The sequence below is a fragment of the Ochrobactrum sp. MYb379 genome (assembly GCF_037479515.1).
Taxonomy (GTDB): domain Bacteria; phylum Pseudomonadota; class Alphaproteobacteria; order Rhizobiales; family Rhizobiaceae; genus Brucella.
Window position 1 is genome coordinate 703,993 of the sequence record NZ_JBBGYW010000001.1, and the last position, 24,141, is coordinate 728,133.

Sequence of the window (24,141 nt, forward strand, 5' to 3'; positions counted from 1 at the left end):
GTGCGGGTAATGATAAATTGATTGCGGTATGGCAATTATTTACGCAAGGCGTTATTCGGCAAATAGCAATTTGAATCTCTGACAAAGGCGACCGATATTTTACGGGCAGCAGCAGTCATCGTAGCCGCAGGACGTGGCGAACGGGCAGGACAAAGCACCGAAGGACCGAAGCAATATCGGCGGATCGGCGGCGAAGCCGTGCTTTCGCGCACATTGCGAGCTTTTGCGCATTGTCCCGAGATTGCTGAGATTATTGTGGTCATCCATGCCGATGATGCAACCCTTTACGATAACGCTATCATTGAGCAATATGAAAATGTGCGTGTCGTCACGGGTGGACCGACGCGACAGGAATCCACTCGGCTTGGATTGCTGGCGCTCAACAAAAACGCGCCTGACTATGTGCTTATCCATGACGGCGTGCGTCCGTTCATCGAGCAGGAACTGCTTGCGCGCATTTTCGACAATCTGACACCGCAGGAGGGCGTTTTACCTGCGCTTGCCGTATCCGACACGCTGAAACAATCAGCAAGCGACGGCACGGTCAAAATGACGGTCCCGCGCGCTGGTCTTTTCGCAGCGCAAACACCGCAGGCATTTCCCTTCGCGCCAATACTCGACGCGCACGAGAAAGCATTTCTAAGCGGTCGTTCGGATTTTACCGATGACGCGTCGATTGCAGAAGCCTTTGGCCTGTCCGTGCGCATTATCGAAGGTTCGGCAGACAATACCAAACTGACATGGGCCAAAGATATCGAAATGGCCGACAAACGTTTGAGGCATGGCATGACTTCTTTTCCAGATATCCGCACCGGCAACGGCTATGACGTTCACAGTTTTGAGCCGGGCGACCACGTCACGCTTTGCGGCGTCGCCATTCCCCACAACAAAAAGCTCAACGGTCATTCCGATGCAGACGTGGCACTTCATGCGCTAACCGATGCCCTGCTTGCCACACGCGGTGCAGGAGATATAGGCACGCATTTCCCGCCATCCGATCCGCAATGGAAGGGTGCAGCATCGCATATCTTCGTTGAACATGCGGTTCGCATTGTTCGCGCAGCCGGCGGTCGTATCGCCAATGCTGATGTGACAATCATCGCGGAAGAGCCGAAAATCGGCCCGCACCGTCCGGCAATGACAGAAGCCATGGCCAATATGCTCGGCATTTCTCAAGACCGAGTGTCAGTTAAAGCCACCACCAATGAAAAGATGGGCTTTGTTGGCCGTGGTGAAGGCATTGCTGCTATTGTGACGGCAACCGTGATTTATCCCGGTGAGGTTCCAGAATGACATTAATCGCTGAAGCGCAAGTCATCGCGGTTCTCAATGCATGCCGCAAACATAGCATCATGATCGTGACGGCCGAATCCTGCACAGGTGGGCTTATCGCGGGTGCACTCACCGATATAGCCGGTTCTTCCGATGTAGTGGATCGCGGCTTTGTCACCTATTCCAATGAAGCCAAGAATGAGATGATCGGCGTCCCTATGGAACTGATCATCCAAGTGGGCGCTGTCTCAAAAGAAGTGGCAATCGCCATGGCAGAGGGCGCACTTGCCAACTCATGCGCAGGCATAAGCATTGCCGTGACAGGCATCGCAGGACCCGGCGGCGGATCAGCGGAAAAGCCAGTCGGTCTCGTGCATATTGCGAGCGCACGCAAAGGCTTTGCTACGCTGCATAGAGAATGCCGTTTTGGAGAAAAGTCCCGCGAAGCAATACGCCATGAGACTGTGCTATCTGCACTGGCTCTCGTGCTTGAAGGGCTTAATTCTCAACCGTAAATCTGATCGGCGCGTTTCTCGAATGCTTCCGAGAATTTGCGGAAAGCAAGATCAAACATTGATCCCATCAGCATACCGAGCATGCGGCTTTTGAATTCATAATCGATGAAAAACTCGACATCGCATTCCGAACCATCGCCAACCGGCTTAAAAGTCCAGCGATTATCGAGATAGCGGAATGGGCCGTCGACATATTTCACGTCGATCATGCTTTCTTTCGGCTTCAAAAGCACCTGACTGGTGAATGTCTCGCGGATCAGCTTATAGCCAACCGTCATGTCAGCGACGAGCAAGGTCTTATTATCGCGTTCTTTGCTGGAGCGGATTGAAAGCGCCTCGCACATCGGCAAAAATTGCGGATATTTTTCAACATCTGCAACCAGGGCAAACATTTCGTCTGCCCTGTGATGAACGCGTCTGACATTAGTAAATTGCGGCATGCGAGTTTAAGCCTGTGCTGCGACCTGCGCTTCACGCGCAGCCTTGAGCTTTGCAAAATCATCACCGGCATGGTGCGACGAGCGCGTCAGCGGGCTGGACGCAACAAGAGCAAAGCCTTTCGTACGACCGATTGTCTCAAACGACTTGAATTCGTCTGGCGTGATAAAACGGACAACCGGATGGTGCTTGCGGGTTGGCTGAAGATACTGACCAATGGTCATGAAATCCACGTCAGCCGAACGAAGATCATCCATCAGCTGAAGAATTTCGTTCCGCTCTTCACCAAAGCCAACCATGATGCCGGACTTCGTGAAGATCGTCGGATCGAGTTCCTTCACGCGCTGCAACAAGCGGATGGAATGGAAATAGCGCGCGCCCGGACGAACCTTGAGATATTTCGACGGAACAGTTTCCAGATTGTGATTGAACACGTCAGGACGTGCCTTAACAACGATTTCAAGCGCGCCTTCCTTGCGAAGGAAGTCTGGCGTGAGAATTTCAATCGTTGTCTTTGGTGTTGCTTCACGAATCGCGCGAATAACGTCAGCAAAATGCTGTGCGCCGCCGTCAGCGAGATCATCGCGATCAACCGAGGTAATAACAACGTGGGTAAGACCCATCTGCTTGATGGCGCGTGCGACACTTTCCGGCTCGTTCGGATCAAGAGCTTTCGGAATACCGGTCGAAACGTTACAGAAAGCACAGGCACGGGTGCATATTTCACCCATAATCATAAAGGTTGCGTGCTTCTTTTCCCAGCACTCGCCAATATTCGGGCAACCAGCTTCTTCGCAAACGGTAACAAGCTTGTTCGACCGGACGATTTCGCGTGTTTCACTATAGCCACGCGAAACAGGAGCCTTGACGCGAATCCAGTCTGGCTTTTTCAGAATTTCATTATCCGGACGATGTGCCTTCTCCGGATGACGAAGACGTCTCTGGTTCACCGTGTCGAGAACTGTAACCATGCTGTTTCCTGCCTATCCGAAGTTTTCACAAACTTGAAACACTTCTAAATTGGGTCCGGTTCGTAATCTCTGGTCTGTACCCTGTCAACTTGGCACACCCAAAGACATCGTCAATATGCTGCGGCTTACCGTCTCGCCGCCATTCCTAATGCCCTGAAAACGAGTGCCCAGATAAGGCCAAACAATAGCCCGCCAAATCCAAGTGCAAAAGCCAGTGTCCAGACGCCATACCAGCCAGCAATCGCCATTCCATTGACCGATATGGTGTTTCCGCCGATCAGGCTCAAGCTCCCGGCCATAAAGCCAAGCGCTAAACCACCAACGGTACACCATTTAATCATGGGCCATGCGGCACGCCGCCATGGCCCTCCATTATCGATCAGTGGAATATTTTTGCTCCTAGTTTAAGCGTTCAGCACGCGGCCATAGGCATCCAGAACACTTTCCTTCATCATTTCGGAAAGGGTCGGATGCGGGAAGACCGAATGCATCAGTTCTTCTTCTGTCGTCTCTAAGTTCATCGCAACGACAAAGCCCTGAATAAGTTCGGTCACTTCTGCGCCAACCATGTGAGCACCGAGCAGCTGTCCAGTCTTCTTGTCAAAGATCGTCTTAACCAGACCCTGATCTTCGCCAAGCGCAATAGCCTTACCGTTTGCCGAGAAAGAATAGCGACCGACACGAATGTCAAAGCCCTGTTCCTTCGCCTTGGCTTCAGTCAGGCCAACAGATGCTACCTGTGGATTGCAGTAAGTGCAGCCCGGGATCATGCCCTTGTCGAGCGAATGAACATTCGGCAAACCAGCGATCTTTTCAACGCAGATCGTGCCTTCATGCTCAGCCTTATGAGCCAGCATCGGAGGACCAGCAACGTCACCAATGGCATAAATGCCTTCGACATTGGTCTTGCCATAGCCGTCGATCACAACGCAGCCACGGTCTGTCTTCACGCCAAGCGCTTCGAGACCAAGGTTCTCAATGTTACCCTGAACGCCAACAGCCGAAATCAGACGATCAACAGTCAGCTTTTCAACCTTGCGGTCCTTGGTTTCGATATGAGCGGTCACGGAATCCGCGCCTTTCTCAACCTTGGTAACCTTGGCTTCGGTGATGATCTTGAGGCCGAGCTTTTCCAGACGCTTACGAGCGAAAGTGGAAATTTCCACATCTTCAACCGGCATGATGTTCGGCATCAGTTCAACAACCGTCACATCAACGCCCATGGCATTGTAGAAGGATGCAAACTCAATACCGATCGCACCGGAGCCCATGACCACCATCGACTTTGGCAGCGCCGGTGGAACCATGGCTTCGAAATAGGTCCAGATCAGCTTGCCATCTGGTTCAATACCCGGCAGCGAACGCGGACGTGCGCCGGTAGCAACGATCACATGCTTGGCCTTGTAGCCGCCCTCGCCCAAAACGCCCTTCGGCACTGGGTTCTGCGGGAGCATTGGCTGCTTCGATGATTTACCGACCGAAATCTCCGCAGGCGTATTGCCAGAAGCGCCCTTAACAAGCTTAGCTTCGCCCCAGATCACGTCGATCTTGTTCTTCTTCATCAGGTAGGCAACGCCGCCATTCAGCCGCGCCGACACACCACGCGAACGCGCAACAACCGCATCCACATCAGCACTGATCGAGCCTTCAAGCTTAAGGCCGTAATCCTTGGCATGTTCGCCCAGATGCAGCACTTCCGCCGAACGCAGCAGCGCCTTGGTCGGAATGCAACCCCAGTTAAGGCAAATGCCGCCCAGATGCTCGCGCTCGACAATGGCAGTCTTGAGGCCAAGCTGCGCTGCGCGGATAGCGGTGACATAACCGCCCGGTCCCGATCCGATGATAATAACGTCGTAGATGTCGGCCATAGTTTCCTGCCCTTAAAACATCAGAAATACGAGAAGCAGCATCTTACGCAGATTTTCTTGCGGTGCGCATTCTCGAATTGCCGACTTTCTGTCGGCTTATAAATAGGAAACGCCGCGTGTCAGATAACACGCGGCGTATAACCATATCAGACCAGCATACCCATCGGGTTTTCGATGTGACGCTTGAAGGCCTGTGCAAGTTCAGCAGCCAGAGCGCCATCAACGGCGCGATGATCGGTGGAGAGCGTGACAGACATAACCGTCGCAACCTTCACTTCACCATTCTTGACCACTGCACGCTGTTCACCTGCACCAATTGCGAAGATCGTCGCATGTGGTGGGTTGATGATTGCTGCAAAGTCCTTCACGCCGAACATGCCAAGGTTGGACACAGAGGTCGAACCACCCTGATATTCATCAGGCTTAAGCTTTCGATCACGCGCACGCTTGGCAAGGTCCTTCATCTCATTGGAGATGGCGGACAGCGTTTTGGATTCAGACTGACGCACGATTGGCGTAATCAGACCGCCCGGAATGGAGACAGCAACGCCCACATCCGCACGCTTGTGCTTGATCATGCCGCCTTCAGTCCAGGAGACGTTGGCTTCAGGAATATCACGCAGCGCAAGAGCAACAGCCTTGATCACCAGATCATTGACAGAAAGCTTGTAGGCCGGAACCTCTCCCTTCTCTGTCTTGGTAACGGGTGCTGCGGAATTGATCTGCGAACGCAGAGCCAGAAGCGCATCGAGTTCGCAATCAATCGTCAGATAGAAATGCGGAACAGTCTGCTTCGATTCAACCAGACGGCGAGCAATGGTCTTGCGCATACCGTCGTGAGGAACGATTTCGTAGGTGCCTTCTTCAAAGAGCTTGAGGATGGCATCATCTGACTGAGGCTTCGGAGCCGACGCAGCCGTCGGTGGTGCAGCAGACGCAGCTTTCGTACCGCCGGATTTGATTGCAGCTTCAACATCACGCTGAACAACACGGCCATGAGGACCAGTGCCTTTAACAGCGGAAACATCAACGCCTGCATCCTTCGCGATGCGACGCGCAAGCGGCGATGCGAAAACGCGATCTCCCTTGTTTTCGGCGCCACTATTAGTAGCAGGAGCAGCCGCTGGAGCTTCAGCTTTTACAGGAGCCGGGGCTGCTGCGGGTGCAGCTTCCTTCTTTGGCTCTTCCTTAGGCGTTTCAGCCTTAGCTTCCGCCTTTGGTGCAGGAGCAGCGTCGCCACCCTTTGCTGCTTCTGCGACATCCTCACCGTCTTCGGCGAGGATTGCGATCAGCGCGTTGACCTTGACGCCTTCGGTTCCGGCAGGAACGACGAGCTTCGCAACAACACCTTCATCAACAGCTTCGACTTCCATCGTCGCTTTGTCGGTTTCAATCTCGGCGATCACATCGCCGGACGTAACCTTGTCGCCTTCTTTAACCAGCCACTTGGAAAGATTGCCTTCTTCCATGGTTGGTGAAAGTGCTGGCATGGTGATTTTAATCGGCATGTCCAGTAACTCCTCAGGCGGTGTAGGTCACGGCTTTCACCGCTTCCACCACTTCAGCTACAGTCGGCAGAGCCAGCTTTTCGAGGTTGGCCGCATATGGCATCGGAACGTCTTTGCCAGCAATCGTCAGGATCGGCGCATCGAGATAATCGAAAGCCTGCTGCATGACGCGGGTAGCAATTTCAGTACCAACGGAAGACTGTGGGTAGCCTTCTTCAACAGTCACAAGACGACCCGTCTTCTTGACCGATTCCACGACCGTTGGAATATCCATTGGGCGGATGGTGCGCAGATCGATAATTTCAACATCGATGCCCTGTGCAGCCAGTTCTTCCGCAGCCTTGACCGCATAGGTCATGCCGATACCGAACGAAACGATGGTCGCGTCCTTGCCCTGCTTGTGAATGCGGGCCTTGCCGATTGGCAGAACGAAATCGTCAAGCTTCGGCACATCGAAATGATGACCGTAGAGAATTTCGTTTTCAAGGAAGATAACCGGATTTGGATCGCGGATAGCCGCCTTGAGCAGACCCTTCGCATCAGCAGCTGAGTAAGGCATGACGACCTTGAGGCCCGGGATCTGGCTGTACCATGCGGCATAGCACTGGGAGTGCTGAGCAGCAACGCGGGCAGCGGCACCCGAAGGTCCGCGGAACACCATAGGTGCGCCCATCTGGCCGCCCGACATATAAAGCGTCTTGGCAGCCGAATTGATGATCTGGTCAATCGCCTGCATGGCGAAGTTGAACGTCATGAATTCGACGATTGGCTTCAGGCCAGCCATAGCAGCACCAACGCCAACACCAGCAAAACCATGCTCGGTGATCGGGGTGTCGACAACGCGGCGTGGGCCGAACTCATCGAGAAGACCCTGCGTGATCTTGTAAGCGCCCTGATATTCGGCAACTTCTTCACCCATGATGAAGACATTGTCGTCGCGGCGCATTTCTTCAGCCATGGCATCGCGCAGTGCTTCACGCACAGTCATCGAAACCATTTCTGTACCAGCTGGAATGTCCGGATCGGAAGCAACTTCAACTTTCGGAGCAGCAGGCACGCTATCGGCCTTCTTTTCTGCGGCCTTTGGCGCTTCTTTCGCTTCTTCCTTTGGAGCTTCCGCTTTTGCAGCAGGAGCAGAACCGATGTCGGATGCACTTTCGCCGTCACCGAGCAGGATTGCGATTGGCGTATTTACTTTTACGCCTTCCGAACCTTCTTCAATCAACAGCTTGCCGATTGTGCCTTCATCAACGGCTTCAACTTCCATCGTCGCCTTATCGGTTTCGATTTCAGCGATCACGTCACCAGACGTAACCTTGTCGCCTTCTTTTTTCAGCCACTTGGACAGTTTGCCTTCTTCCATCGTCGGGGAAAGGGCAGGCATGAGAATTTCTACGGGCATGACAATACCTTTCCTGAATTAGAGCAGAATATCCGTGTAGAGCTCGGAAACATCCGGCTCTGGATCGTTTTGAGCGAAATCGGCCGAATCAGCGACGATGTCGCGAACATTCTTGTCGATTTCTTTCAGCTCTTCTTCAGTGGCCCAGTTGTTTTCAATCAGGCGCAGTTTAACCTGTTCAATCGGGTCGTGCTCCGAACGCATTTTCTGCACTTCGTCCTTCGAACGATATTTCGCAGGATCGGACATGGAGTGACCGCGATAACGATAGGTTTCCATTTCGAGAATCAATGGGCCCTTGCCCGAACGCGCCCAATCGGCAGCAAATTCGGCAGCAGCCGCAACAGCACGAACATCCATGCCGTCGACCTTGATGCCCGGTACGTTGAACGAAACACCGCGCTTGGAGAAATCTGTTTCAGCGGAAGAACGCGAAACCGATGTACCCATTGCATAGCGGTTGTTTTCGATCACGTAGATCACCGGAAGCTTCCACAGCGATGCCATGTTGAAGGCTTCATAAACCTGGCCCTGATTGGCAGCGCCATCGCCGAAATAGGTGACGGAAATATTGTCATTGCCGCGATATTTGTTCGCAAAGGCAAGACCGGTGCCAAGAGGAACCTGAGCGCCGACGATACCATGACCGCCGTAAAAGCCCTTTTCCTTCGAGAACATGTGCATGGAGCCGCCCTTGCCCTTGGAGTAACCTCCACGGCGGCCAGTCAGCTCGGCCATAACGCCACGTGCTTCCATGCCAGTTGCCAGCATGTGACCATGGTCACGATAGGAAGTGATGATCTGATCACCTTCCTTGAGCGCTGTCTGCATACCGACGACAACGGCTTCCTGACCGATATAAAGGTGACAGAAGCCACCGATGAAACCCATACCGTAAAGCTGTCCGGCCTTTTCTTCGAAACGGCGGATCAAAAGCATTTCGCGGTAAGCACTCAGTTCCTGCTCTTTATTAAACTTTGCAGGCGCTGGCGTCTTGGGGGTGGTGACAGAAGACGTCTGCGTTTTTCCAGCAGGCGCCTTATTAGCCCTCGGTGCCATATCTCGCTCCCTATAGCATGCACCCAAAATCAGAGGTGATTTTGAAAGCAACATGCGACGATTCAAATTATCAGAGCACCTTTCACGCACACGAAGGACGCGCGGCGCTCTACGATTGTCGTTCTATTGTGACGTTATACGGGCAATTTACAAGATACAATATGCACGCAAAGCATAGCTGCTATGCCGCCAAGCCTTTAAAAACATATCACAAAAAGACAATTAACCTGAATTTGGTTAATTTGACCGATCTTCGCGAGAAATGATTATCGTCATTTCATCGGAATGGGAGAGATTAAGCGCCCTGCGAGCCTGCTCGTCAAGCATGTCCTTTTCAATCGAGCCATCGCGCAGAAGCGTGACTCGCTTTTCAAGTGCAGCTCTGTCGGCAGTCACCTGTGCAAGTTGATCGGTCAGCAAGCTTTTCTGCTGTTCCAGCTGGAGACGGGAATAGAGCCCAAATTCGCCATGATAGGCGTGGAAACCAAAATAACTCAGAAACGCAGCTGTCAAAACAGGCAGCACAAAACGGCCACGGATAGATTTACGTTTCTGCTTGGTCCACATTTCGGCTTCCTTCCCGGATACTCACGAGGGCTTCGATGCTGATTTGAAGCCGTCAATCCGATTTCCACCATAAAACATAATTCTGCTTAACAGAGCTTTACCGCAGGGCGATGACAGTGGCTCTAGCGTCAGATTTTTTGGAGCCCTACCCCAGCACGAGAGTAAGAATGGCGACGACAGCCGCCATCCCATTAATGAATGCTGCGCCGTTCAAACATCAACAATCGTTGAAAAACCACCCATGATCATGCGCTTACCGTCAAAAGGCATGGTTTCACCCATTTCCTTCATGCGCGGATCACTCATCATTTTTTCATTAGCAGCGTCGCGTGTGGCTTTGTCAGGATATTCAAACCACGAAAAGACCACCTCTTCATCGTCCTTTGCCTGCACAGCACGGCGAAAGTCTGTGACCTTACCATTGGGCACATCATCGCCCCAGGCCTCGACCATACGCGTCACGCCAAACTCTTTGAATAATTCCGCAGCTTTAGCGGCATGTTGCCGATAGACCTCTTTATTGGCCTTTGGAACCGCAACGACAAATCCTTCTATGTAAGCCATTTTTCTCTCCCAATTTTTCGCCCTCCACCAAGTGATGATATTTTTCTTATTATTCACCTGAGACACAGGAAATTAGAAATAGGCCGCTAAGTCGCTAAAGCAATAGCACTCGTGCTTTGCCACCAACACGCAAAATTGAAAAGATAGAAGGCAAATAAAAAAGGCTGAAAATTAGCCAAAATCGAGTAGGTAGATAATATTAATATTTATGACGAAATATAAACATCGATTACTTCTTAATATAATTACATAGGAATATAATATTATGAACGAAAAAATAGTGAAAAGAATAGCATGTATCGTTATGGCACTATTTCCTGCATTGTGGGGCTTATTCAGTTTTCTGAATAACACAGCTGATTTTCCAGGCACTGCTCAACATGCTGTTGCACCACTTTTGTCCATGGCTGACACTTATGGAAATCCCGCTTTAACTTGGCGCGCTATTACAGCGAGCTGGGCGCCTTACGTAGGGCTTGCTGGAATTACAGCGATGGAAACGCTGGCAGGCATTCTAGCCACGATCGGCGTCATCAAGATGATTGCAAACATTGGGAAAGACTATTCTGCTTTCTCCAACGGCAAAGCATGGGCGATGCTCGGAGCCCTGTGCGCAATCGCAGTCTGGGGCATCGGCTTCATGGTCGTGGCAGGTGATTGGTTCATGGCGTGGCAAGCCAAGGAAAACCCGCTCAATACACAACTAGGGGCGCTGATATACGCGCTTCCAAGCATGATGGCCGTTGTGATTATGATGCTTCACAAAGAAGAAGCATGAAGCCAATAAAAAACGGCGGCCTTTAAGCCGCCGTTTTCAAATTTTGGTAAGACGTCTTAGAGGAACTTCAGAGCGCTACGGCCTGCATAGCGAGCCTGCTTGCCAAGTTCTTCTTCGATGCGGATGAGCTGGTTGTACTTTGCAGTACGATCCGAACGCGCCAGCGAGCCAGTCTTGATCTGACCGCAGTTGGTTGCAACTGCGAGATCGGCAATGGTCGAGTCTTCTGTTTCGCCCGAGCGGTGCGACATGACAGAGGTGTAACCAGCCTTGTGAGCGGTTTCGACAGCATCCAGCGTTTCGCTGAGCGAGCCAATCTGGTTGACCTTAACGAGGATCGAGTTGGCAACGCCCATCTTGATACCATCGCGCAGACGTGCCGAGTTGGTGACGAACAGATCATCGCCAACGAGCTGGCACTTGTCGCCGATCAGGTCGGTCAGGTATTTCCAACCTTCCCAGTCGTCTTCAGCCATACCGTCTTCAATCGACACGATTGGGTATTCAGCAGCGAGCTTTGCGAGATACTCAGCCTGCGCCTTTGGATCACGGGTCTTGCTTTCGCCTTCATAGACGTAGTTGCCGCCCTTGAAGAACTCAGTTGCCGCGCAATCAAGACCAATTGCAATGTCTACGCCCGGCTTGAAGCCAGCTTTTTCGATCGATTCGACAACGAAATCGAGCGCTGCTTCTGCACTGAGCAGGTTTGGCGCAAAACCGCCTTCATCACCAACATTGGTGTTGTGGCCAGCATCTTTCAAACGCTTCTTGAGCGTGTGGAAAACTTCCGCACCATAACGAACAGCTTCACGGAACGACGGAGCGCCAACCGGAATAATCATGAATTCCTGAAAATCGATTGGATTATCAGCATGAGCGCCGCCATTGATAATGTTCATCATTGGAACCGGCAGAACGTGAGCGTTCGCACCGCCAACATAACGATAGAGCGGCAGGCCAGAAGCCTGTGCCGCAGCCTTAGCAACAGCAAGTGAAACGCCGAGAATCGCGTTTGCACCGAGATTGCCCTTGTTTGGTGTGCCATCAAGTTCGATCAGCGTCTGATCGATGAGCAACTGATTTTCAGCGTCGAGACCAGCGATTGCATCAAAAATCTTGCCATTGACTGCTTCAACAGCCTTTTCAACGCCCTTACCGAGATAACGGCTGCCGCCGTCGCGAAGCTCTACAGCTTCATGCGCGCCTGTCGATGCGCCCGATGGCACAGCAGCGCGGCCAAAAGAGCCGTCTTCGAGGTAAACGTCGACTTCGACGGTTGGGTTACCGCGGCTGTCGAGAATTTCGCGACCAACGATGTCGATGATTGCAGTCATAGGGGCAAGTCCTTCCCTGTAGGTAGCCCCGCTTTGTTGCAAGGCACATTGAAGAAATTCAATTTCAGGTCTTCATTACAGACATTTAAGGCGGAGGAAAATCCCCCGCCTGTGAATTCTTGATGAATTTTAAATCGATTTAGCAATTCTGTCGAATGCCATGAGCTTTTCAAGCAATGCAGGCATTTTGTCGATGGGCACCATGTTGGGGCCATCGGACGGCGCATTGTCTGGGTCTTCGTGCGTTTCGATGAACACACCAGCCACACCAACAGCCACAGCAGCGCTTGCAAGCGTTTGAACAAACTCACGCTGGCCACCTGACGAGCCACCCTGACCGCCCGGCTGCTGCACAGAGTGAGTCGCATCGAAAATCACTGGTGAACCAAAACCAGCCATGATCGGCAGCGAGCGCATATCGGACACCAGCGTATTGTAGCCAAAGGATGCACCGCGCTCAGTTGCCATCACATTTGGATTACCATTTTCGGTGATCTTCGCCAGCACGTTCTTCATGTCCCAAGGCGCCAGAAACTGGCCCTTCTTGACGTTGATCGCGCGGCCAGTCTTGGCTGCTGCAACCAGAAGATCAGTCTGACGGCAAAGAAATGCCGGGATTTGCAGAACATCGACAACTTCGGCAACTTCCGAACACTGATGTTCATTGTGAATGTCTGTGAGAACCGGAAACCCAAATTCTTTTTTGAGGTCTGCAAAGACTTCGAGCGCTTTATCCAGACCAATGCCGCGCTGTGCGCTCAGCGACGTGCGGTTGGCTTTGTCAAAGCTCGACTTGTAAACGAGACCAATACCAAGCTTGCTGGTGATTTCAACCAGACGCCCAGCCATCTCAAAAGCGTGTTCCCGTGTTTCCATCTGACAAGGCCCAGCAATCAATGCCAGCGGCGCAGTGTTTGAGAACGTTACATTGCCGATTTTTACAGCAGGATTGGCGGTCGTCATGATTGGAAACCTTCAACTATTACAAGTGCCTCAGAGGCACCTTATCTGGCGTGCGAATTGATCAAAAACAAGGCGCGGGTAATTGCCGCACAAATGAAACGCGCCACGACAAGCATGTCTCCAAAAAGTGGGAACCGGTTTTTGGATAAAGACATGCGAAAAACAAAGGCGTATCGCGCGTAAAGTAAAACGCGCCCCATAAGGGCGCGTAAGAGCTTTAAACCAGTCTGCCCTGCTCCATCGCGGCTGCGATGAAGGAGGCGAAGAGTGGGTGCGGTTCAAATGGGCGAGACTTCAATTCCGGGTGATACTGAACGCCAATGAACCAAGGATGATCGGCATATTCGACTGTTTCCGGCAGAACACCGTCCGGCGACATGCCTGAGAAGATCAGGCCGCTTTCTTCAAGGCGATCCTTATAGTCAACATTCACCTCATAACGGTGACGGTGACGTTCGGAAATATCGGTCGAACCGTAAATCTCAGCAATACGCGTTCCAGCCTTAAGCGTGGATTCATATGCGCCAAGACGCATCGTTCCGCCAAGATCGCCTGATTTGGTGCGCTTTTCGAGCATATTACCCTTGAGCCACTCAGTCATCAGACCAACGACTGGTTCTTTGGTCGGGCCAAACTCGGTCGAAGATGCATTCTCGATACCAGCGAGATTACGCGCTGCTTCAAGACATGCCATCTGCATACCAAAGCAAATGCCGAAATAAGGCACCTTATGTTCGCGTGCGAACTTGGCCGCAAGAATCTTGCCTTCTGCACCACGCTCACCAAAGCCGCCCGGCACCAGAATGCCGTGAACTTTTTCGAGATATGGCGATGGATCTTCGCTTTCAAAGACTTCCGCTTCGATCCAGTCGAGATTGACCTTCACCTTGTTGGCAATGCCGCCATGCTGAAGCGCTTCGATCAGCGACTTATACGCATCTTTCAGCTCGGTATATTTGCCGACAACGGCAATGGTGACTTCGCCTTCAGGATTGTGAAGAAGGTCAGAAATACCTTCCCAACGCTCCATGCGCGGCTTTGGTGCAGGCTCAATGCCGAATGCTGCAAGAACTTCGTTGTCGAGACCTTCTTTATGATAGGCAATCGGCACATCATAAATGGTCGAGACGTCGAGCGCCTGAATAACTGCGCTTTCACGCACGTTACAGAACAACGACAGCTTGCGACGTTCAGAAGCCGGAATCTCACGATCTGCACGAACCAGAAGAATGTCCGGAGCAATACCGATTGAGCGCAGTTCCTTGACCGAATGCTGTGTTGGCTTGGTTTTGAGTTCACCTGCCGCAGGAATATACGGCATCAATGTCAGATGGATATAGACCGCGCTGCTGCGTGGCAGTTCGTTGCCAAGCTGACGAATCGCTTCAAGGAACGGCATGGCTTCGATATCGCCAACCGTGCCGCCGATTTCGCATAACACGAAATCATATTCGTCATTGCCTTCAAGGATGAAGTTTTTGATTTCATCCGTAACGTGAGGAATGACCTGAACCGTCGCACCGAGATAATCGCCGCGGCGTTCTTTTTCGATGATATTGCGGTAAATACGACCCGTCGTAATATTATCCCGCTGATTAGCAGGACGACCGGTGAACCGCTCGTAATGGCCCAGATCAAGGTCTGTTTCGGCACCATCGTCAGTGACGAACACCTCACCATGCTGGTAAGGCGACATCGTGCCGGGGTCGACGTTCAGATAAGGGTCGAGTTTACGGATACGCACGCGGTAACCACGTGCCTGAAGGAGTGCAGCCAATGCTGCTGCGGCAATGCCTTTTCCGAGGGAAGAAACCACGCCGCCTGTGATGAATACATATCGCGCCATGGGCTTATGTCGTTAGACCCTTCTGATTGATTCCGCCACTAAAAAAATGGGAATCAATGTTTTTTCCATCAAAATCGCGCCCGAAATGCATTGCATGCGAGAAAATCGGACGCTTCCACCGAGTTTAGTTCTGTTCGTAACATGTTATCTAAATTGATACGCGCACGAAAAAAGGCCGGGAAAATCCCGGCCTTTCGGGTAGTTTACAAAAAAATCAGAGGACGACGACTTTTGCGCCCATACCAACGCGGTCATAGAGATCCATGACGTCTTCGTTGGTCATACGGAAACAACCGTTGGAAGCAGGGCTTCCGATTGTCCATGGCTGAGTCGTGCCATGAATACGGATGTAAGTATCTTTGTTGCCCTGAAACAGATACATGGCGCGCGAACCCAACGGGTTGCCCGGACCGCCATCCATGCCATTTTTATAACGACCGTACTGCGTAGGATTACGCTCAATCATTTCTTTGGTCGGAATCCAGCGTGGCCATTCGCGCTTAGCGTTGATGTTCGCAGTTCCCTTGAATTCGAGGCCAACTTTACCAACAGCAATCCCGTAGCGGCGTGCACTGCCCGAGCTTTCGACGAGATAAAGGAAATACTTCGACGGATCGATCACGATCGTACCTGGCTCATAGCCAGTGAACGAAACGGTCTGCGCCTGATAGCGTGGATCGATGTTGTAGCGATTAAGGCCAACCTTTTTCGCAGCACCTGCATTCGAAGCGGTTTTCTTTTTCTTCTTGGCAGGCTTTGCAGTGGTATCGCTTGCAACAGCAACCTGTTGCACAGCAGTCGCAGCAGCATCAAGCTCAGCTTCTGCGCCAGCAGCACCAGCGGCGAAGCTCTGGCCTGAAAGACCGATGCAGAGGCTTGCAATACCAGCCATCAAAATAAAACGTGGAGACATGATTAGTTCCCGAAACCAGACGTAAGCGGAAAATACCTGCCGCAACATCGCGTTCAGGTTTTTCAACCCAATACGTTAATCAGCAAAATTACTCAATTATCCAGACCGCCAATACATCACGATTCGATGATCGCTATTGCCTGTGTGCAACACTTTGGGTGCTTATTACCAAAATAAAAAGGCCGATCTGAAAACAGACCGGCCTTTTAAAAAATCTGGAAACTCAGATGATCTTACTGGGAGCTTGGAACCTGCGGTGCCTGTGGCTGGGTGCTGTCAGGCTGAACGGGTGCAGGAGCTTCGCCCGAAGCAGGTGTTTCCGCTTCATTGGTACGCGAAGATTCGCCACCGAGCTGATTAAGGATGCCGCCACCCGTACCAGTTCCACCAGCAGGCGCATTTTGCGTGCTACCAGCGGCAGGGATACGGTTCAGAATGTCGGTCGGCTTTTCGCCATAACGCGCCATAATGCCGAGCGCCAGCGAAGTGATGAAAAAGCCAATCGCAAGAATAGCTGTTGTGCGGGTCAGCGCGTTTGCCGCGCCGCGAGCCGTCATAAAGCCCGAACCACCGCCGATACCAAGGCCGCCGCCTTCGGAACGCTGGATGAGCACAACGCCAACAAGCGCCAAAACGATCAACAAATGAATGACAATGACTATGGTCTGCATAGGTTAAGGTCTTTATATCTCTGGACTTATGCTTAACCGAAACGGCACTAAAACAGGCGCCCGGTTAGCGATGATACAAATAGATAGAGCGGCTCTTTACACGCTATTGCGTCATAAACCAAGCCCCGCGCCCGATATTGATTAAAGGACGCAAACACTTGTCACAAATTGCGATATGTTTCGCATATGGCGAGAAAGTCTGTGGCTTTCAAGCTGGCTCCACCAACCAAAGCACCATCAACGTCTGGAACGCTCAGCAATTCCAAGGCATTTGATGCTTTCACCGATCCGCCATATAGAAGACGGAGATGTGCACCGTTTGCACCAAAACGTTCGGTCAGCTTTTCACGCATGAATGCATGAGCAGTCCGAACATCTTGAACAGTTGGTGTCAAACCTGTGCCGATAGCCCAGACAGGCTCATATGCAACAATCGTATTTTCAGCATTTACACCTTCAGGAAGAGATACCGCGAGCTGTCCGCCAATAATATCAAGGGTCCGCTCTGCCTTGCGCTCATCAGCCGTTTCACCAACGCAGACAATCGCAACAAGACCGGCTGCCCATGCGGCTTCCGTTTTGCTGCGCACTAGCTCGCTCGCTTCACGGTGATCGGTGCGGCGCTCCGAGTGACCAAGAATGACATGGCTTGCACCAGCTTCTTTGAGCATTTGTGCCGAAACATCGCCCGTATGAGCGCCAGATATCTTCGCATGACAATCCTGTCCGCCGAGACCGACTGTCTCGCCTTCAAGCGTTTCCGCTGCGCGTGAAAGCAACGTTGCTGGAACACAGATCACGGCATCCAGTTTACGGCCAAGATCAGAACTCAAACCCGCAGCAATCGCGCGCAGTTCGGTTAGAGATTCTCCCGTACCATTCATTTTCCAGTTGCCAGCAACCAGCGGACGGATTCCCGGAGTCATGTCATTCTCCTCGCCTTGAACGACAGCAAACCGCTCAACTTTATGTAAGCAGCGCCAAATTTTGCCACTGACTAAGCGTATTCGCACAGCAATGCAACGTTCTTGGTGCTCTGCGCACAATGAGAACTTGCATCGGAACCTTTGTTAAGGTTATCCCCTCACAAGGCTTATCTTTACAGATAGCCGGGCTTTGTTTTGTTCTTAAAGGGTTTCCAATGCTCGACAGTATGCGTGATGCCGCCAAATCCTGGGTTGCTAAGCTTCTTCTTAGCCTGCTCGTCCTCAGCTTTGCGGCTTGGGGTATTACGGATGCTTTCCAGGGCGAAATGGAAGTTGATTCAGCCATCAGCGCTGGCAGTTCAAAAGTCAGCACGACTGACTATCGTTTTGCCTATGAACAGCAGCTGATGCGCCTTTCACAGCAGTTCCGCCAGCGGCTCAATCGTGAACAGGCTCAGCAGCTCGGCGTTGACCAGCAGGTTCTGGCACAGCTCGCAGCCGGTGTCGTTCTTGATGAACAAGCCCGCAACATGCAGCTCGGCCTTTCCAAGGATGGCATCGCACGTCTGACCGGCGAAGATCCGTCATTTCAGGATGCAAGCGGCAACTTCAGCCGCGCCCAGTTTGATGCAGTTCTACGCCAGTCGAACATTCGCCCACAGGATTACCTCGATAACCGCGCGAAAGTTGCTCGTCGCCAGCAAGTTGTCGAAGCTTCCACCGACGGCCTGAAAATGCCAAACACCATGCTGAAGGCATTGGCCCTTTATCAGGGTGAAAGCCGCAGTGCCGACTACATTACTATTCCAGCAGAAAAAGCCGATGCGGTCCCTGCCCCTTCGGATGAAGCGCTCAAGACTTATTTTGATGCGCACAAGGACGAATATAAAGCACCAGAATACCGCAAGATTACCTATGTGAAGCTTGAGCCTTCAGATATTACCGATCCGGCGGCCGTCACGCAGGACGAAATTAAAGAATATTACGAAAAGAACAAAAGCCGTTTCAGCACAACTGAAACCCGCACAATCGAACAGCTTAACTTTGCAGATGAAGCAGCTGCCAAAGCCGCGCACGAAAAAATCGCAGCTGGCACCAGCTTTGTCGATATCGGCAAAGAACAGGGCAAGAGCGAAAGCGATCTCGTACTCGGCACTTTTGAAAAAACTGCTCTTCCTGATTCCGTCATTGCGGATGCAGCATTTGCACTTAACGAAGGTGGCGTCAGTGATGTTGTAAAGGGTGCATTCGGCCCTGTTATTCTTCGCGTTACGACGGTTAATCCAGCAAGCGTCAAAGAACTTTCGGAAGTCGAAAAAGAAATTCGCGACACTGTAGCGACCAATATCGCAATCAGCAGCATCGGCGGCATTCACGACTCATACGAACAGCAGCGCTCCGAAGGTGGCAGCATGACAGATGTTGCCAAGGCTCTAAGCCTCAAGGCTGTGACGATTGAAGCTGTTGACGACGAAGGAAATGATCTGGCTGGTAAAGCTCTTGAGTTGCCAAACTCGGAAGCGCTTCTTGCTGCTGTATTTCAGGCCGATCAGGGTTTTGACAATGATGCGCTGACGCTCGGAAACTCTGGTTATCTCTGGTATCAGGTTGATGGAACCACACCAGCGCGTGACCGCACACTTGATGAAGTCAAGGAAAAGGTTACAGCGGCATGGAAGGGCGAAGAAGCAGTTAAGCGTCTCAATGATCGCATGGCGGAATTGAAAAAACGTCTTGATGGCGGTGAAACACTCGACGCCATCGCAGCAAGTGCAGGCGTCGAAAAGCAGACCAAGCGCGGCATCACACGCAATACCAATGATGCGGATTTCGGCTCTGCCGCAACCGCACAGGTATTCCGCGGCCCGCTTAACCACACAGGCACCGCGGGCGCTGTTTCCAATGACGGACAGCTTCTCTTCAAAGTGATTGAAGTGACCGAGCCGACCGCTGCTGGCCCAGAAGCCATTCCGGAAGACCAGCAGACCTATCTTGCAAGCACGCTGACCGACGATGTTCTCGAACAGCTGGTTGGTGAGTTGCAGAAGCAGTATCCGGTCAAGATCAACCAGACTGCCATCAACAACGCACTGGCATTCTGATAAGCGGCGGACATAAGAGAATGGCTGACTTAAAACCCTATATCGCCAAGGCTGCCACCGGCACACCACTGTCGTTCGAGGATTCTAAAGCAGCCTTCGACATTATGATGTCCGGTCAGGCCACTCCTTCGCAGATCGGTGGCTTCCTGATGGCCTTGCGTGTTCGTGGTGAAACAGTGCCGGAGATTGCCGGCGCTGTTGCTTCCATGCGTTCCCGCATGCTGCCTGTTTCAGGATCAGAAGATGCGGTCGATATTGTTGGCACCGGTGGCGATCAGTCCGGCTCCTACAATGTTTCGACCTGCTCTGCCATCGTCGTTGCGGGCGCAGGCGTGCCAGTTGCAAAACACGGCAATCGCGCACTTTCATCAAAATCAGGTGCTGCCGACGCTTTGGCAGCGCTGGGCGTCAACATCGAGGCCGATGCAAATACTATTGGGCGCAGCATTAATGAAGCTGGTCTCGGGTTCATGTTCGCGCCGATGCATCATTCTGCAATGCGGCATGTGGGGCCCTCGCGTGTCGAACTTGGCACCCGCACAATTTTTAATCTTCTCGGCCCGCTTTCAAATCCGGCTAGCGTAAAGCGCCAACTCGTTGGCGTATTCTCTGCCGAATGGGTAGAGCCACTGGCGGAAGTCCTCCAAGCTCTGGGTTCAGAAACCGCTTGGGTCGTCTATGGCGATGGCCTTGACGAAATGACCACCGCTGGCACCACAAAAATTGCAGCGCTTGAAAACGGTACGATCCGCACATTTGAGCTTCAGCCGGAAGATGTCGGGCTTCGTCGCGTCGATATGTCTGAACTCAAAGGTGGCGATGCGGAAGTTAACGCCAAGGCACTGCTTGCAGTGCTTGAAGGCGCACAGAATGCCTATCGTGACATTGTACTGCTGAATTCCGGTGCAGCTCTGGTGATTTCCGGTAAAGCAAAAGACATTAAAGACGGCATCGCACTCGCCGCGCAATCAATCGATAGCGGTGCGGCGCTGGCCGTTCTGCAAAAAGTTATCGCTGTATCAAACGACAAGCCGCTCTGACGGAGAGGATCACATTATGTCCACCGACATTCTGCGGAAAATTGAAGCCTATAAGCGCGAAGAAATCGCTGCTGCAAAGGCGTGCCTTCCACTTGATGAAGTAAAGGCACGGGCCAAGGATCAACCAGCAACGCGTGGTTTTCTCAAAGCACTCGAAGCAAAGCGCGCTGCCAACAAGTTTGCTCTTATTGCCGAGATCAAGAAGGCAAGCCCGTCAAAAGGTCTTATCCGTCCGGATTTTGATCCACCCGCATTGGCAAAAGCCTATGAAGATGGTGGTGCGGCCTGTCTTTCAGTTCTGACAGATACACCTTCGTTTCAAGGCGCACCGGAGTTTCTTACCGCCGCACGCAACGCTTGCTCACTGCCTGCGCTGCGCAAGGATTTCCTGTTCGACACTTATCAGGTCTATGAAGCGCGCAGTTGGGGTGCGGATTGCATTCTGATCATTCTGGCAAGCGTGGATGACAATGTCGCCAAAGCGCTTGAAGAAACCGCCTTTGAGCTTGGCATGGATGCGCTGATTGAAGTGCATGACGAAGAAGAAACCGAACGCGCGTTGAAACTTTCATCGCGTCTTGTTGGTGTCAATAACCGCAATCTGCGTACCTTCGAACTCGACCTCGCCGTTTCAGAGCGTCTTGCAAAAATGGTACCTTCGGACCGTCTCCTCGTCGGCGAAAGTGGCATCTTCAGCCATGATGACTGTCTGCGCCTCGAAAAGTCGAATATTGGCACATTCCTGATTGGCGAAAGCTTGATGCGCAAAGATGATGTGGCCAGCGCCACCCGCGAACTTCTGACTGGCAAGGCATAAATAATGACGGCAAAGCTCACCCATATCGACCAGACTGGTGCCGCCCATATGGTCGATGTTGGCGACAAGGCAGAGACAGACCGCGTGGCGACTGCCGAAGGTGCTGTCAGAATGAAGCCAGAAACGCTGGCGCTCATTCTGGACGGCAATGCAGCCAAAGGCGATGTCATTGGCACAGCACGGTTTGCTGGCATTATGGCGGCGAAAAAGACCGCTGATCTTATTCCGCTCTGTCATCCGCTGATGCTCACCAAAGTGTCCGTCGAGATCGAACCCGACCAAACCCTGCCCGGCTTGCGCGTGTCTGCGACCGCAAAACTAAAAGGTCGTACCGGCGTTGAAATGGAAGCACTGACTGCCGTTTCGGTCACCTGCCTGACAATCTATGACATGGCCAAAGCTGTGGATCGCCATATGGAAATTACCGATATTCGCGTTTCGGCAAAAAGCGGCGGCAAGTCGGGCGACTGGAAAGCCTGATTATCCAGACAAGAGGAAACCCCATGTCGCTGTTACCGGTCGATGAAGCCCTTGCACGCATTCTGAGTAGTGCTCAACCGCATGGAACAGAGACAATCTCGCTTTTTGAGGCGGGCGGACGGGTCGTTGCAGAAAACGTTCAGGCTAAACTACAACAGCCTCCCTTTGATTGCTCGGCGATGGATGGCTATGCGATAATCGCGCCCGAACGCATCAACTATCCCCTTGAGTTCATTGTCATCGGCGAATCAGCTGCCGGCAAACGCTTTGAAGGCGCGCTCAAACGAGGCGAAGCCGTACGCATTTTTACCGGCGCACCCATGCCCACTGGTGCTGATAGTATTGTTATTCAGGAAGATACTGAACGATCAGGTGAAAAGCTCAAGATTCGTGAGGGATTAGACGTAGGCCGCCATATCCGTCGCGCTGGCCTCGATTTTGCGCCCGGCGACGTGGTGCTACCAATCGGTCGTTCTCTTGATGCGCCAGCGCTTTCGCTTGCAGCAGCGAGCGGCAATGCAAAAATTTCAGTGTTTCGTCAGCCGCGTATCGCAATACTCGCTACCGGCGATGAACTTGTTCGGCCCGGAATAATCCCCGGCCCTGACCAGATCGTCGCCTCTAACAGTGTCGGCATTGCGGAAATCGTTCGTCGTGCAGGTGGTGAGCCGAAAGATATGGGCATCATCATTGATGATCCGGCCAAAATAGAAACAGCAATCAGCGAAGCTTTTGCAGATGGCATCGACATTCTGGTGACGATTGGTGGCGCATCCGTTGGAGATCGCGATTACGTTCACGGCGCTTTAAAGAATTGTGGTGTTGATCTCGATTTCTGGAAAATCGCAATGCGCCCCGGTAAACCGCTGATGTATGGGCGCAAAACAGTTTCTGACAAAACAGTGCATGTTATCGGGCTTCCGGGAAATCCGGTTTCCAGCCTTGTATGCAGCCTTGTTTATCTGCGCCCACTTGTCGCCAAACTTTCCGGCACGCAGCTGAACGCAGATATACGCCCAGCCAAGCTCGGTGAGGCGATGAAAGCCAATGATCACCGGCGCGACTATGTACGCTCGACCGTTAGTCAGGCATCTGACGGCACACTGATTGCAACACCTTTCCCCGTTCAGGATTCGTCGATGCTTTCGGCACTGGCTCGCTCTCAAGCATTGCTAATCCGGGATGAGCATGCCCCGGCAGCAGACGCTGGCGATGCCTGCACAATCTTGATGCTGTAAAGAACTCAGCCCCTTCTCTCGACCATTAATCATTTTAAAACCATTGCGGAACAAGACTGGAACATATAGGGTTCGTTCTGGTTTTGTTTTTATTTGATTCTGGTCCGGAGGGTATAGCGCATGTTGACCCGTAAACAGCACGAGCTTCTGCTGTTCATTCATGAACGTCTTAAAGAGACGGGCATCCCTCCGTCGTTTGACGAGATGAAAGAGGCTCTCGATTTGGCTTCAAAATCGGGCATTCATCGCCTTATTACGGCGTTGGAAGAGCGTGGTTTTATCAGACGGCTTCCCAACCGCGCTCGTGCGCTGGAAGTTCTTCGCCTGCCAGATTCAATTGCTCCGGGCTTGAACGCGCAAAAGAAGTTCGCCCCAAGTGTCATCGAAGGAAGCCTCGGCAAAGCTCCACCACCGCCGGTACGTCCTGCCCCTGTTACGGCAAATGATGACGCTCCCGCGACTGTTTCCATACCGATGATGGGGCGAATTGCAGCAGGTGTGCCAATCTCAGCAATTCAAAATCAAACACATTCTATCAGCCTGCCACTCGAAATGCTGGGCGCTGGCGAGCATTATGCGCTGGAAGTCAAAGGCGACTCGATGATTGAGGCCGGAATTTTTGATGGCGACACCGTCATCATTAAGCGCGGCGAGACAGCCAATCCGGGAGAAATCGTTGTCGCACTCGTCGATGATGAGGAAGCAACATTGAAGCGCTTCCGTCGCAAAGGTGCGTCTATTGCTCTGGAAGCAGCTAACCCCGCTTATGAAACACGCATTTTCGGTCCAGATCGTGTGCGGGTGCAGGGTAAGCTAATCGGTCTCATCCGGCGCTATTAAATGACTGCATTTTGAGGAAACGTGCAGCT

24 protein-coding genes are annotated in these 24,141 nt (G+C 52.2%); 9 read left to right on the forward strand and 15 right to left on the reverse strand.

Features of this window, described 5'->3' with window-relative positions; translation table 11 throughout:
- The first annotated feature begins 78 nt into the window (after positions 1 to 78).
- Positions 79 to 1,293, forward strand: a complete 1,215-nt coding sequence (locus WH356_RS03535; RefSeq protein ID WP_339508935.1) for a bifunctional 2-C-methyl-D-erythritol 4-phosphate cytidylyltransferase/2-C-methyl-D-erythritol 2,4-cyclodiphosphate synthase — start codon at positions 79 to 81, stop codon at positions 1,291 to 1,293.
- Positions 1,290 to 1,787 carry a CinA family protein gene (locus WH356_RS03540; protein ID WP_339508810.1) on the forward strand — a complete coding sequence of 166 codons (498 nt, stop codon included), beginning with the start codon at positions 1,290 to 1,292 and terminating at the stop codon, positions 1,785 to 1,787. Before WH356_RS03535 ends, WH356_RS03540 begins: the two co-directional genes overlap by 4 nt.
- Here the strand turns inward: WH356_RS03540 and WH356_RS03545 are convergent.
- From WH356_RS03545 to WH356_RS03585, 9 genes are all read right to left on the reverse strand, one after another.
- On the reverse strand, positions 1,778 to 2,227 hold the full coding sequence (locus WH356_RS03545; RefSeq protein WP_339508811.1) for a type II toxin-antitoxin system RatA family toxin: 450 nt from the start codon (positions 2,225 to 2,227) through the stop codon (positions 1,778 to 1,780). The genes WH356_RS03540 and WH356_RS03545 overlap by 10 nt on opposite strands.
- A gap of 6 nt (positions 2,228 to 2,233) precedes the next feature.
- Positions 2,234 to 3,196, reverse strand: a complete 963-nt coding sequence (lipA, locus tag WH356_RS03550; RefSeq protein WP_339508812.1) for a lipoyl synthase — start codon at positions 3,194 to 3,196, stop codon at positions 2,234 to 2,236.
- A 125-nt stretch (positions 3,197 to 3,321) separates the two neighbouring features.
- Complete coding sequence (locus tag WH356_RS03555) at positions 3,322 to 3,537, reverse strand: hypothetical protein (protein ID WP_339508936.1); 216 nt, start codon at positions 3,535 to 3,537, stop codon at positions 3,322 to 3,324.
- Positions 3,538 to 3,600: 63 nt separating this feature from the next.
- On the reverse strand, positions 3,601 to 5,064 hold the full coding sequence (lpdA, locus tag WH356_RS03560; RefSeq protein ID WP_339508813.1) for a dihydrolipoyl dehydrogenase: 1,464 nt from the start codon (positions 5,062 to 5,064) through the stop codon (positions 3,601 to 3,603).
- A 146-nt stretch (positions 5,065 to 5,210) separates the two neighbouring features.
- Positions 5,211 to 6,572 carry a pyruvate dehydrogenase complex dihydrolipoamide acetyltransferase gene (locus WH356_RS03565; protein WP_339508814.1) on the reverse strand — a complete coding sequence of 454 codons (1,362 nt, stop codon included), beginning with the start codon at positions 6,570 to 6,572 and terminating at the stop codon, positions 5,211 to 5,213.
- 13 nt (positions 6,573 to 6,585) lie between these two features.
- On the reverse strand, positions 6,586 to 7,974 hold the full coding sequence (locus WH356_RS03570) for a pyruvate dehydrogenase complex E1 component subunit beta (protein ID WP_339508815.1): 1,389 nt from the start codon (positions 7,972 to 7,974) through the stop codon (positions 6,586 to 6,588).
- Between the two features lie 18 nt (positions 7,975 to 7,992).
- Positions 7,993 to 9,033, reverse strand: coding sequence for a pyruvate dehydrogenase (acetyl-transferring) E1 component subunit alpha (pdhA, locus tag WH356_RS03575; protein WP_339508816.1), 1,041 nt, complete (start codon positions 9,031 to 9,033; stop codon positions 7,993 to 7,995).
- 237 nt (positions 9,034 to 9,270) lie between these two features.
- On the reverse strand, positions 9,271 to 9,600 hold the full coding sequence (locus WH356_RS03580) for an FtsB family cell division protein (protein ID WP_339508817.1): 330 nt from the start codon (positions 9,598 to 9,600) through the stop codon (positions 9,271 to 9,273).
- 210 nt (positions 9,601 to 9,810) lie between these two features.
- Entirely contained in the window at positions 9,811 to 10,164 is a 354-nt protein-coding gene (locus WH356_RS03585) for a DUF1428 domain-containing protein (RefSeq protein WP_339508818.1), read from the reverse strand.
- A gap of 265 nt (positions 10,165 to 10,429) precedes the next feature.
- Between WH356_RS03585 and WH356_RS03590 the strand changes: the two genes are divergently transcribed.
- Positions 10,430 to 10,942: a DUF2165 family protein gene (locus WH356_RS03590; protein WP_339508819.1), complete on the forward strand. Its 513-nt coding sequence runs from the start codon at positions 10,430 to 10,432 to the stop codon at positions 10,940 to 10,942.
- Positions 10,943 to 10,998: 56 nt separating this feature from the next.
- Here WH356_RS03590 and eno read toward each other — a convergent pair whose 3' ends face one another.
- The 6 genes from eno to tpiA form a co-directional block, all read right to left on the reverse strand.
- A complete protein-coding gene (gene eno, locus WH356_RS03595) occupies positions 10,999 to 12,276 on the reverse strand; it encodes a phosphopyruvate hydratase (protein WP_339508820.1) in 1,278 nt (425 codons plus the stop codon).
- 129 nt (positions 12,277 to 12,405) lie between these two features.
- Entirely contained in the window at positions 12,406 to 13,239 is an 834-nt protein-coding gene (kdsA, locus tag WH356_RS03600) for a 3-deoxy-8-phosphooctulonate synthase (RefSeq protein WP_339508821.1), read from the reverse strand.
- A 217-nt stretch (positions 13,240 to 13,456) separates the two neighbouring features.
- Positions 13,457 to 15,085: a CTP synthase gene (locus WH356_RS03605; protein ID WP_339508822.1), complete on the reverse strand. Its 1,629-nt coding sequence runs from the start codon at positions 15,083 to 15,085 to the stop codon at positions 13,457 to 13,459.
- A 214-nt stretch (positions 15,086 to 15,299) separates the two neighbouring features.
- A complete protein-coding gene (locus WH356_RS03610) occupies positions 15,300 to 15,998 on the reverse strand; it encodes a L,D-transpeptidase (RefSeq protein ID WP_339508823.1) in 699 nt (232 codons plus the stop codon).
- A 233-nt stretch (positions 15,999 to 16,231) separates the two neighbouring features.
- Positions 16,232 to 16,669, reverse strand: a complete 438-nt coding sequence (gene secG / locus WH356_RS03615) for a preprotein translocase subunit SecG (RefSeq protein ID WP_339508824.1) — start codon at positions 16,667 to 16,669, stop codon at positions 16,232 to 16,234.
- 161 nt (positions 16,670 to 16,830) lie between these two features.
- Positions 16,831 to 17,595, reverse strand: coding sequence for a triose-phosphate isomerase (tpiA, locus tag WH356_RS03620; protein WP_339508825.1), 765 nt, complete (start codon positions 17,593 to 17,595; stop codon positions 16,831 to 16,833).
- 215 nt (positions 17,596 to 17,810) lie between these two features.
- On the opposite strand from tpiA, the gene WH356_RS03625 reads away from it, so the two are divergent.
- The 6 genes from WH356_RS03625 to lexA all read left to right on the forward strand — a co-directional run bounded on the left by WH356_RS03625 (position 17,811) and on the right by lexA (position 24,112).
- Entirely contained in the window at positions 17,811 to 19,697 is a 1,887-nt protein-coding gene (locus WH356_RS03625; protein WP_339508826.1) for a peptidyl-prolyl cis-trans isomerase, read from the forward strand.
- A 20-nt stretch (positions 19,698 to 19,717) separates the two neighbouring features.
- Positions 19,718 to 20,737: an anthranilate phosphoribosyltransferase gene (trpD, locus tag WH356_RS03630; protein ID WP_339508827.1), complete on the forward strand. Its 1,020-nt coding sequence runs from the start codon at positions 19,718 to 19,720 to the stop codon at positions 20,735 to 20,737.
- A 16-nt stretch (positions 20,738 to 20,753) separates the two neighbouring features.
- Entirely contained in the window at positions 20,754 to 21,554 is an 801-nt protein-coding gene (gene trpC, locus WH356_RS03635) for an indole-3-glycerol phosphate synthase TrpC (RefSeq protein ID WP_339508828.1), read from the forward strand.
- 3 nt (positions 21,555 to 21,557) lie between these two features.
- On the forward strand, positions 21,558 to 22,034 hold the full coding sequence (gene moaC, locus WH356_RS03640; RefSeq protein ID WP_339508829.1) for a cyclic pyranopterin monophosphate synthase MoaC: 477 nt from the start codon (positions 21,558 to 21,560) through the stop codon (positions 22,032 to 22,034).
- 23 nt (positions 22,035 to 22,057) lie between these two features.
- The gene (locus WH356_RS03645) at positions 22,058 to 23,272 is read left to right on the forward strand and encodes a molybdopterin molybdotransferase MoeA (RefSeq protein ID WP_339508830.1); all 1,215 of its coding nucleotides are present in this window, start codon (positions 22,058 to 22,060) and stop codon (positions 23,270 to 23,272) included.
- Between the two features lie 120 nt (positions 23,273 to 23,392).
- Positions 23,393 to 24,112 (forward strand): transcriptional repressor LexA, encoded by a 720-nt coding sequence (gene lexA / locus WH356_RS03650; RefSeq protein WP_339508831.1) that lies wholly within the window; start codon positions 23,393 to 23,395, stop codon positions 24,110 to 24,112.
- Positions 24,113 to 24,141: the final 29 nt, after the last annotated feature.

Bases quoted from the DNA above. Each gene is read 5' to 3' on its own strand.
- lipA (WP_339508812.1), bottom strand. From the start codon at position 3,196: ATGGTTACAGTTCTCGACACGGTGAACCAGAGACGTCTTCGTCATCCG.
- WH356_RS03570 (WP_339508815.1), bottom strand. From the start codon at position 7,974: ATGCCCGTAGAAATTCTCATGCCTGCCCTTTCCCCGACGATGGAAGAA.
- eno (WP_339508820.1), bottom strand. From the start codon at position 12,276: ATGACTGCAATCATCGACATCGTTGGTCGCGAAATTCTCGACAGCCGC.
- WH356_RS03625 (WP_339508826.1), top strand. From the start codon at position 17,811: ATGCTCGACAGTATGCGTGATGCCGCCAAATCCTGGGTTGCTAAGCTT.
- WH356_RS03565 (WP_339508814.1), bottom strand. From the start codon at position 6,572: ATGCCGATTAAAATCACCATGCCAGCACTTTCACCAACCATGGAAGAA.
- tpiA (WP_339508825.1), bottom strand. From the start codon at position 17,595: ATGACTCCGGGAATCCGTCCGCTGGTTGCTGGCAACTGGAAAATGAAT.
- pdhA (WP_339508816.1), bottom strand. From the start codon at position 9,033: ATGGCACCGAGGGCTAATAAGGCGCCTGCTGGAAAAACGCAGACGTCT.
- WH356_RS03610 (WP_339508823.1), bottom strand. From the start codon at position 15,998: ATGTCTCCACGTTTTATTTTGATGGCTGGTATTGCAAGCCTCTGCATC.
- lexA (WP_339508831.1), top strand. From the start codon at position 23,393: ATGTTGACCCGTAAACAGCACGAGCTTCTGCTGTTCATTCATGAACGT.
- lpdA (WP_339508813.1), bottom strand. From the start codon at position 5,064: ATGGCCGACATCTACGACGTTATTATCATCGGATCGGGACCGGGCGGT.
- trpC (WP_339508828.1), top strand. From the start codon at position 20,754: ATGTCCACCGACATTCTGCGGAAAATTGAAGCCTATAAGCGCGAAGAA.
- WH356_RS03580 (WP_339508817.1), bottom strand. From the start codon at position 9,600: ATGTGGACCAAGCAGAAACGTAAATCTATCCGTGGCCGTTTTGTGCTG.
- WH356_RS03605 (WP_339508822.1), bottom strand. From the start codon at position 15,085: ATGGCGCGATATGTATTCATCACAGGCGGCGTGGTTTCTTCCCTCGGA.
- kdsA (WP_339508821.1), bottom strand. From the start codon at position 13,239: ATGACGACCGCCAATCCTGCTGTAAAAATCGGCAATGTAACGTTCTCA.
- moaC (WP_339508829.1), top strand. From the start codon at position 21,558: ATGACGGCAAAGCTCACCCATATCGACCAGACTGGTGCCGCCCATATG.
- WH356_RS03540 (WP_339508810.1), top strand. From the start codon at position 1,290: ATGACATTAATCGCTGAAGCGCAAGTCATCGCGGTTCTCAATGCATGC.
- WH356_RS03585 (WP_339508818.1), bottom strand. From the start codon at position 10,164: ATGGCTTACATAGAAGGATTTGTCGTTGCGGTTCCAAAGGCCAATAAA.
- WH356_RS03545 (WP_339508811.1), bottom strand. From the start codon at position 2,227: ATGCCGCAATTTACTAATGTCAGACGCGTTCATCACAGGGCAGACGAA.
- WH356_RS03645 (WP_339508830.1), top strand. From the start codon at position 22,058: ATGTCGCTGTTACCGGTCGATGAAGCCCTTGCACGCATTCTGAGTAGT.
- secG (WP_339508824.1), bottom strand. From the start codon at position 16,669: ATGCAGACCATAGTCATTGTCATTCATTTGTTGATCGTTTTGGCGCTT.
- WH356_RS03590 (WP_339508819.1), top strand. From the start codon at position 10,430: ATGAACGAAAAAATAGTGAAAAGAATAGCATGTATCGTTATGGCACTA.
- WH356_RS03555 (WP_339508936.1), bottom strand. From the start codon at position 3,537: ATGATTAAATGGTGTACCGTTGGTGGTTTAGCGCTTGGCTTTATGGCC.
- trpD (WP_339508827.1), top strand. From the start codon at position 19,718: ATGGCTGACTTAAAACCCTATATCGCCAAGGCTGCCACCGGCACACCA.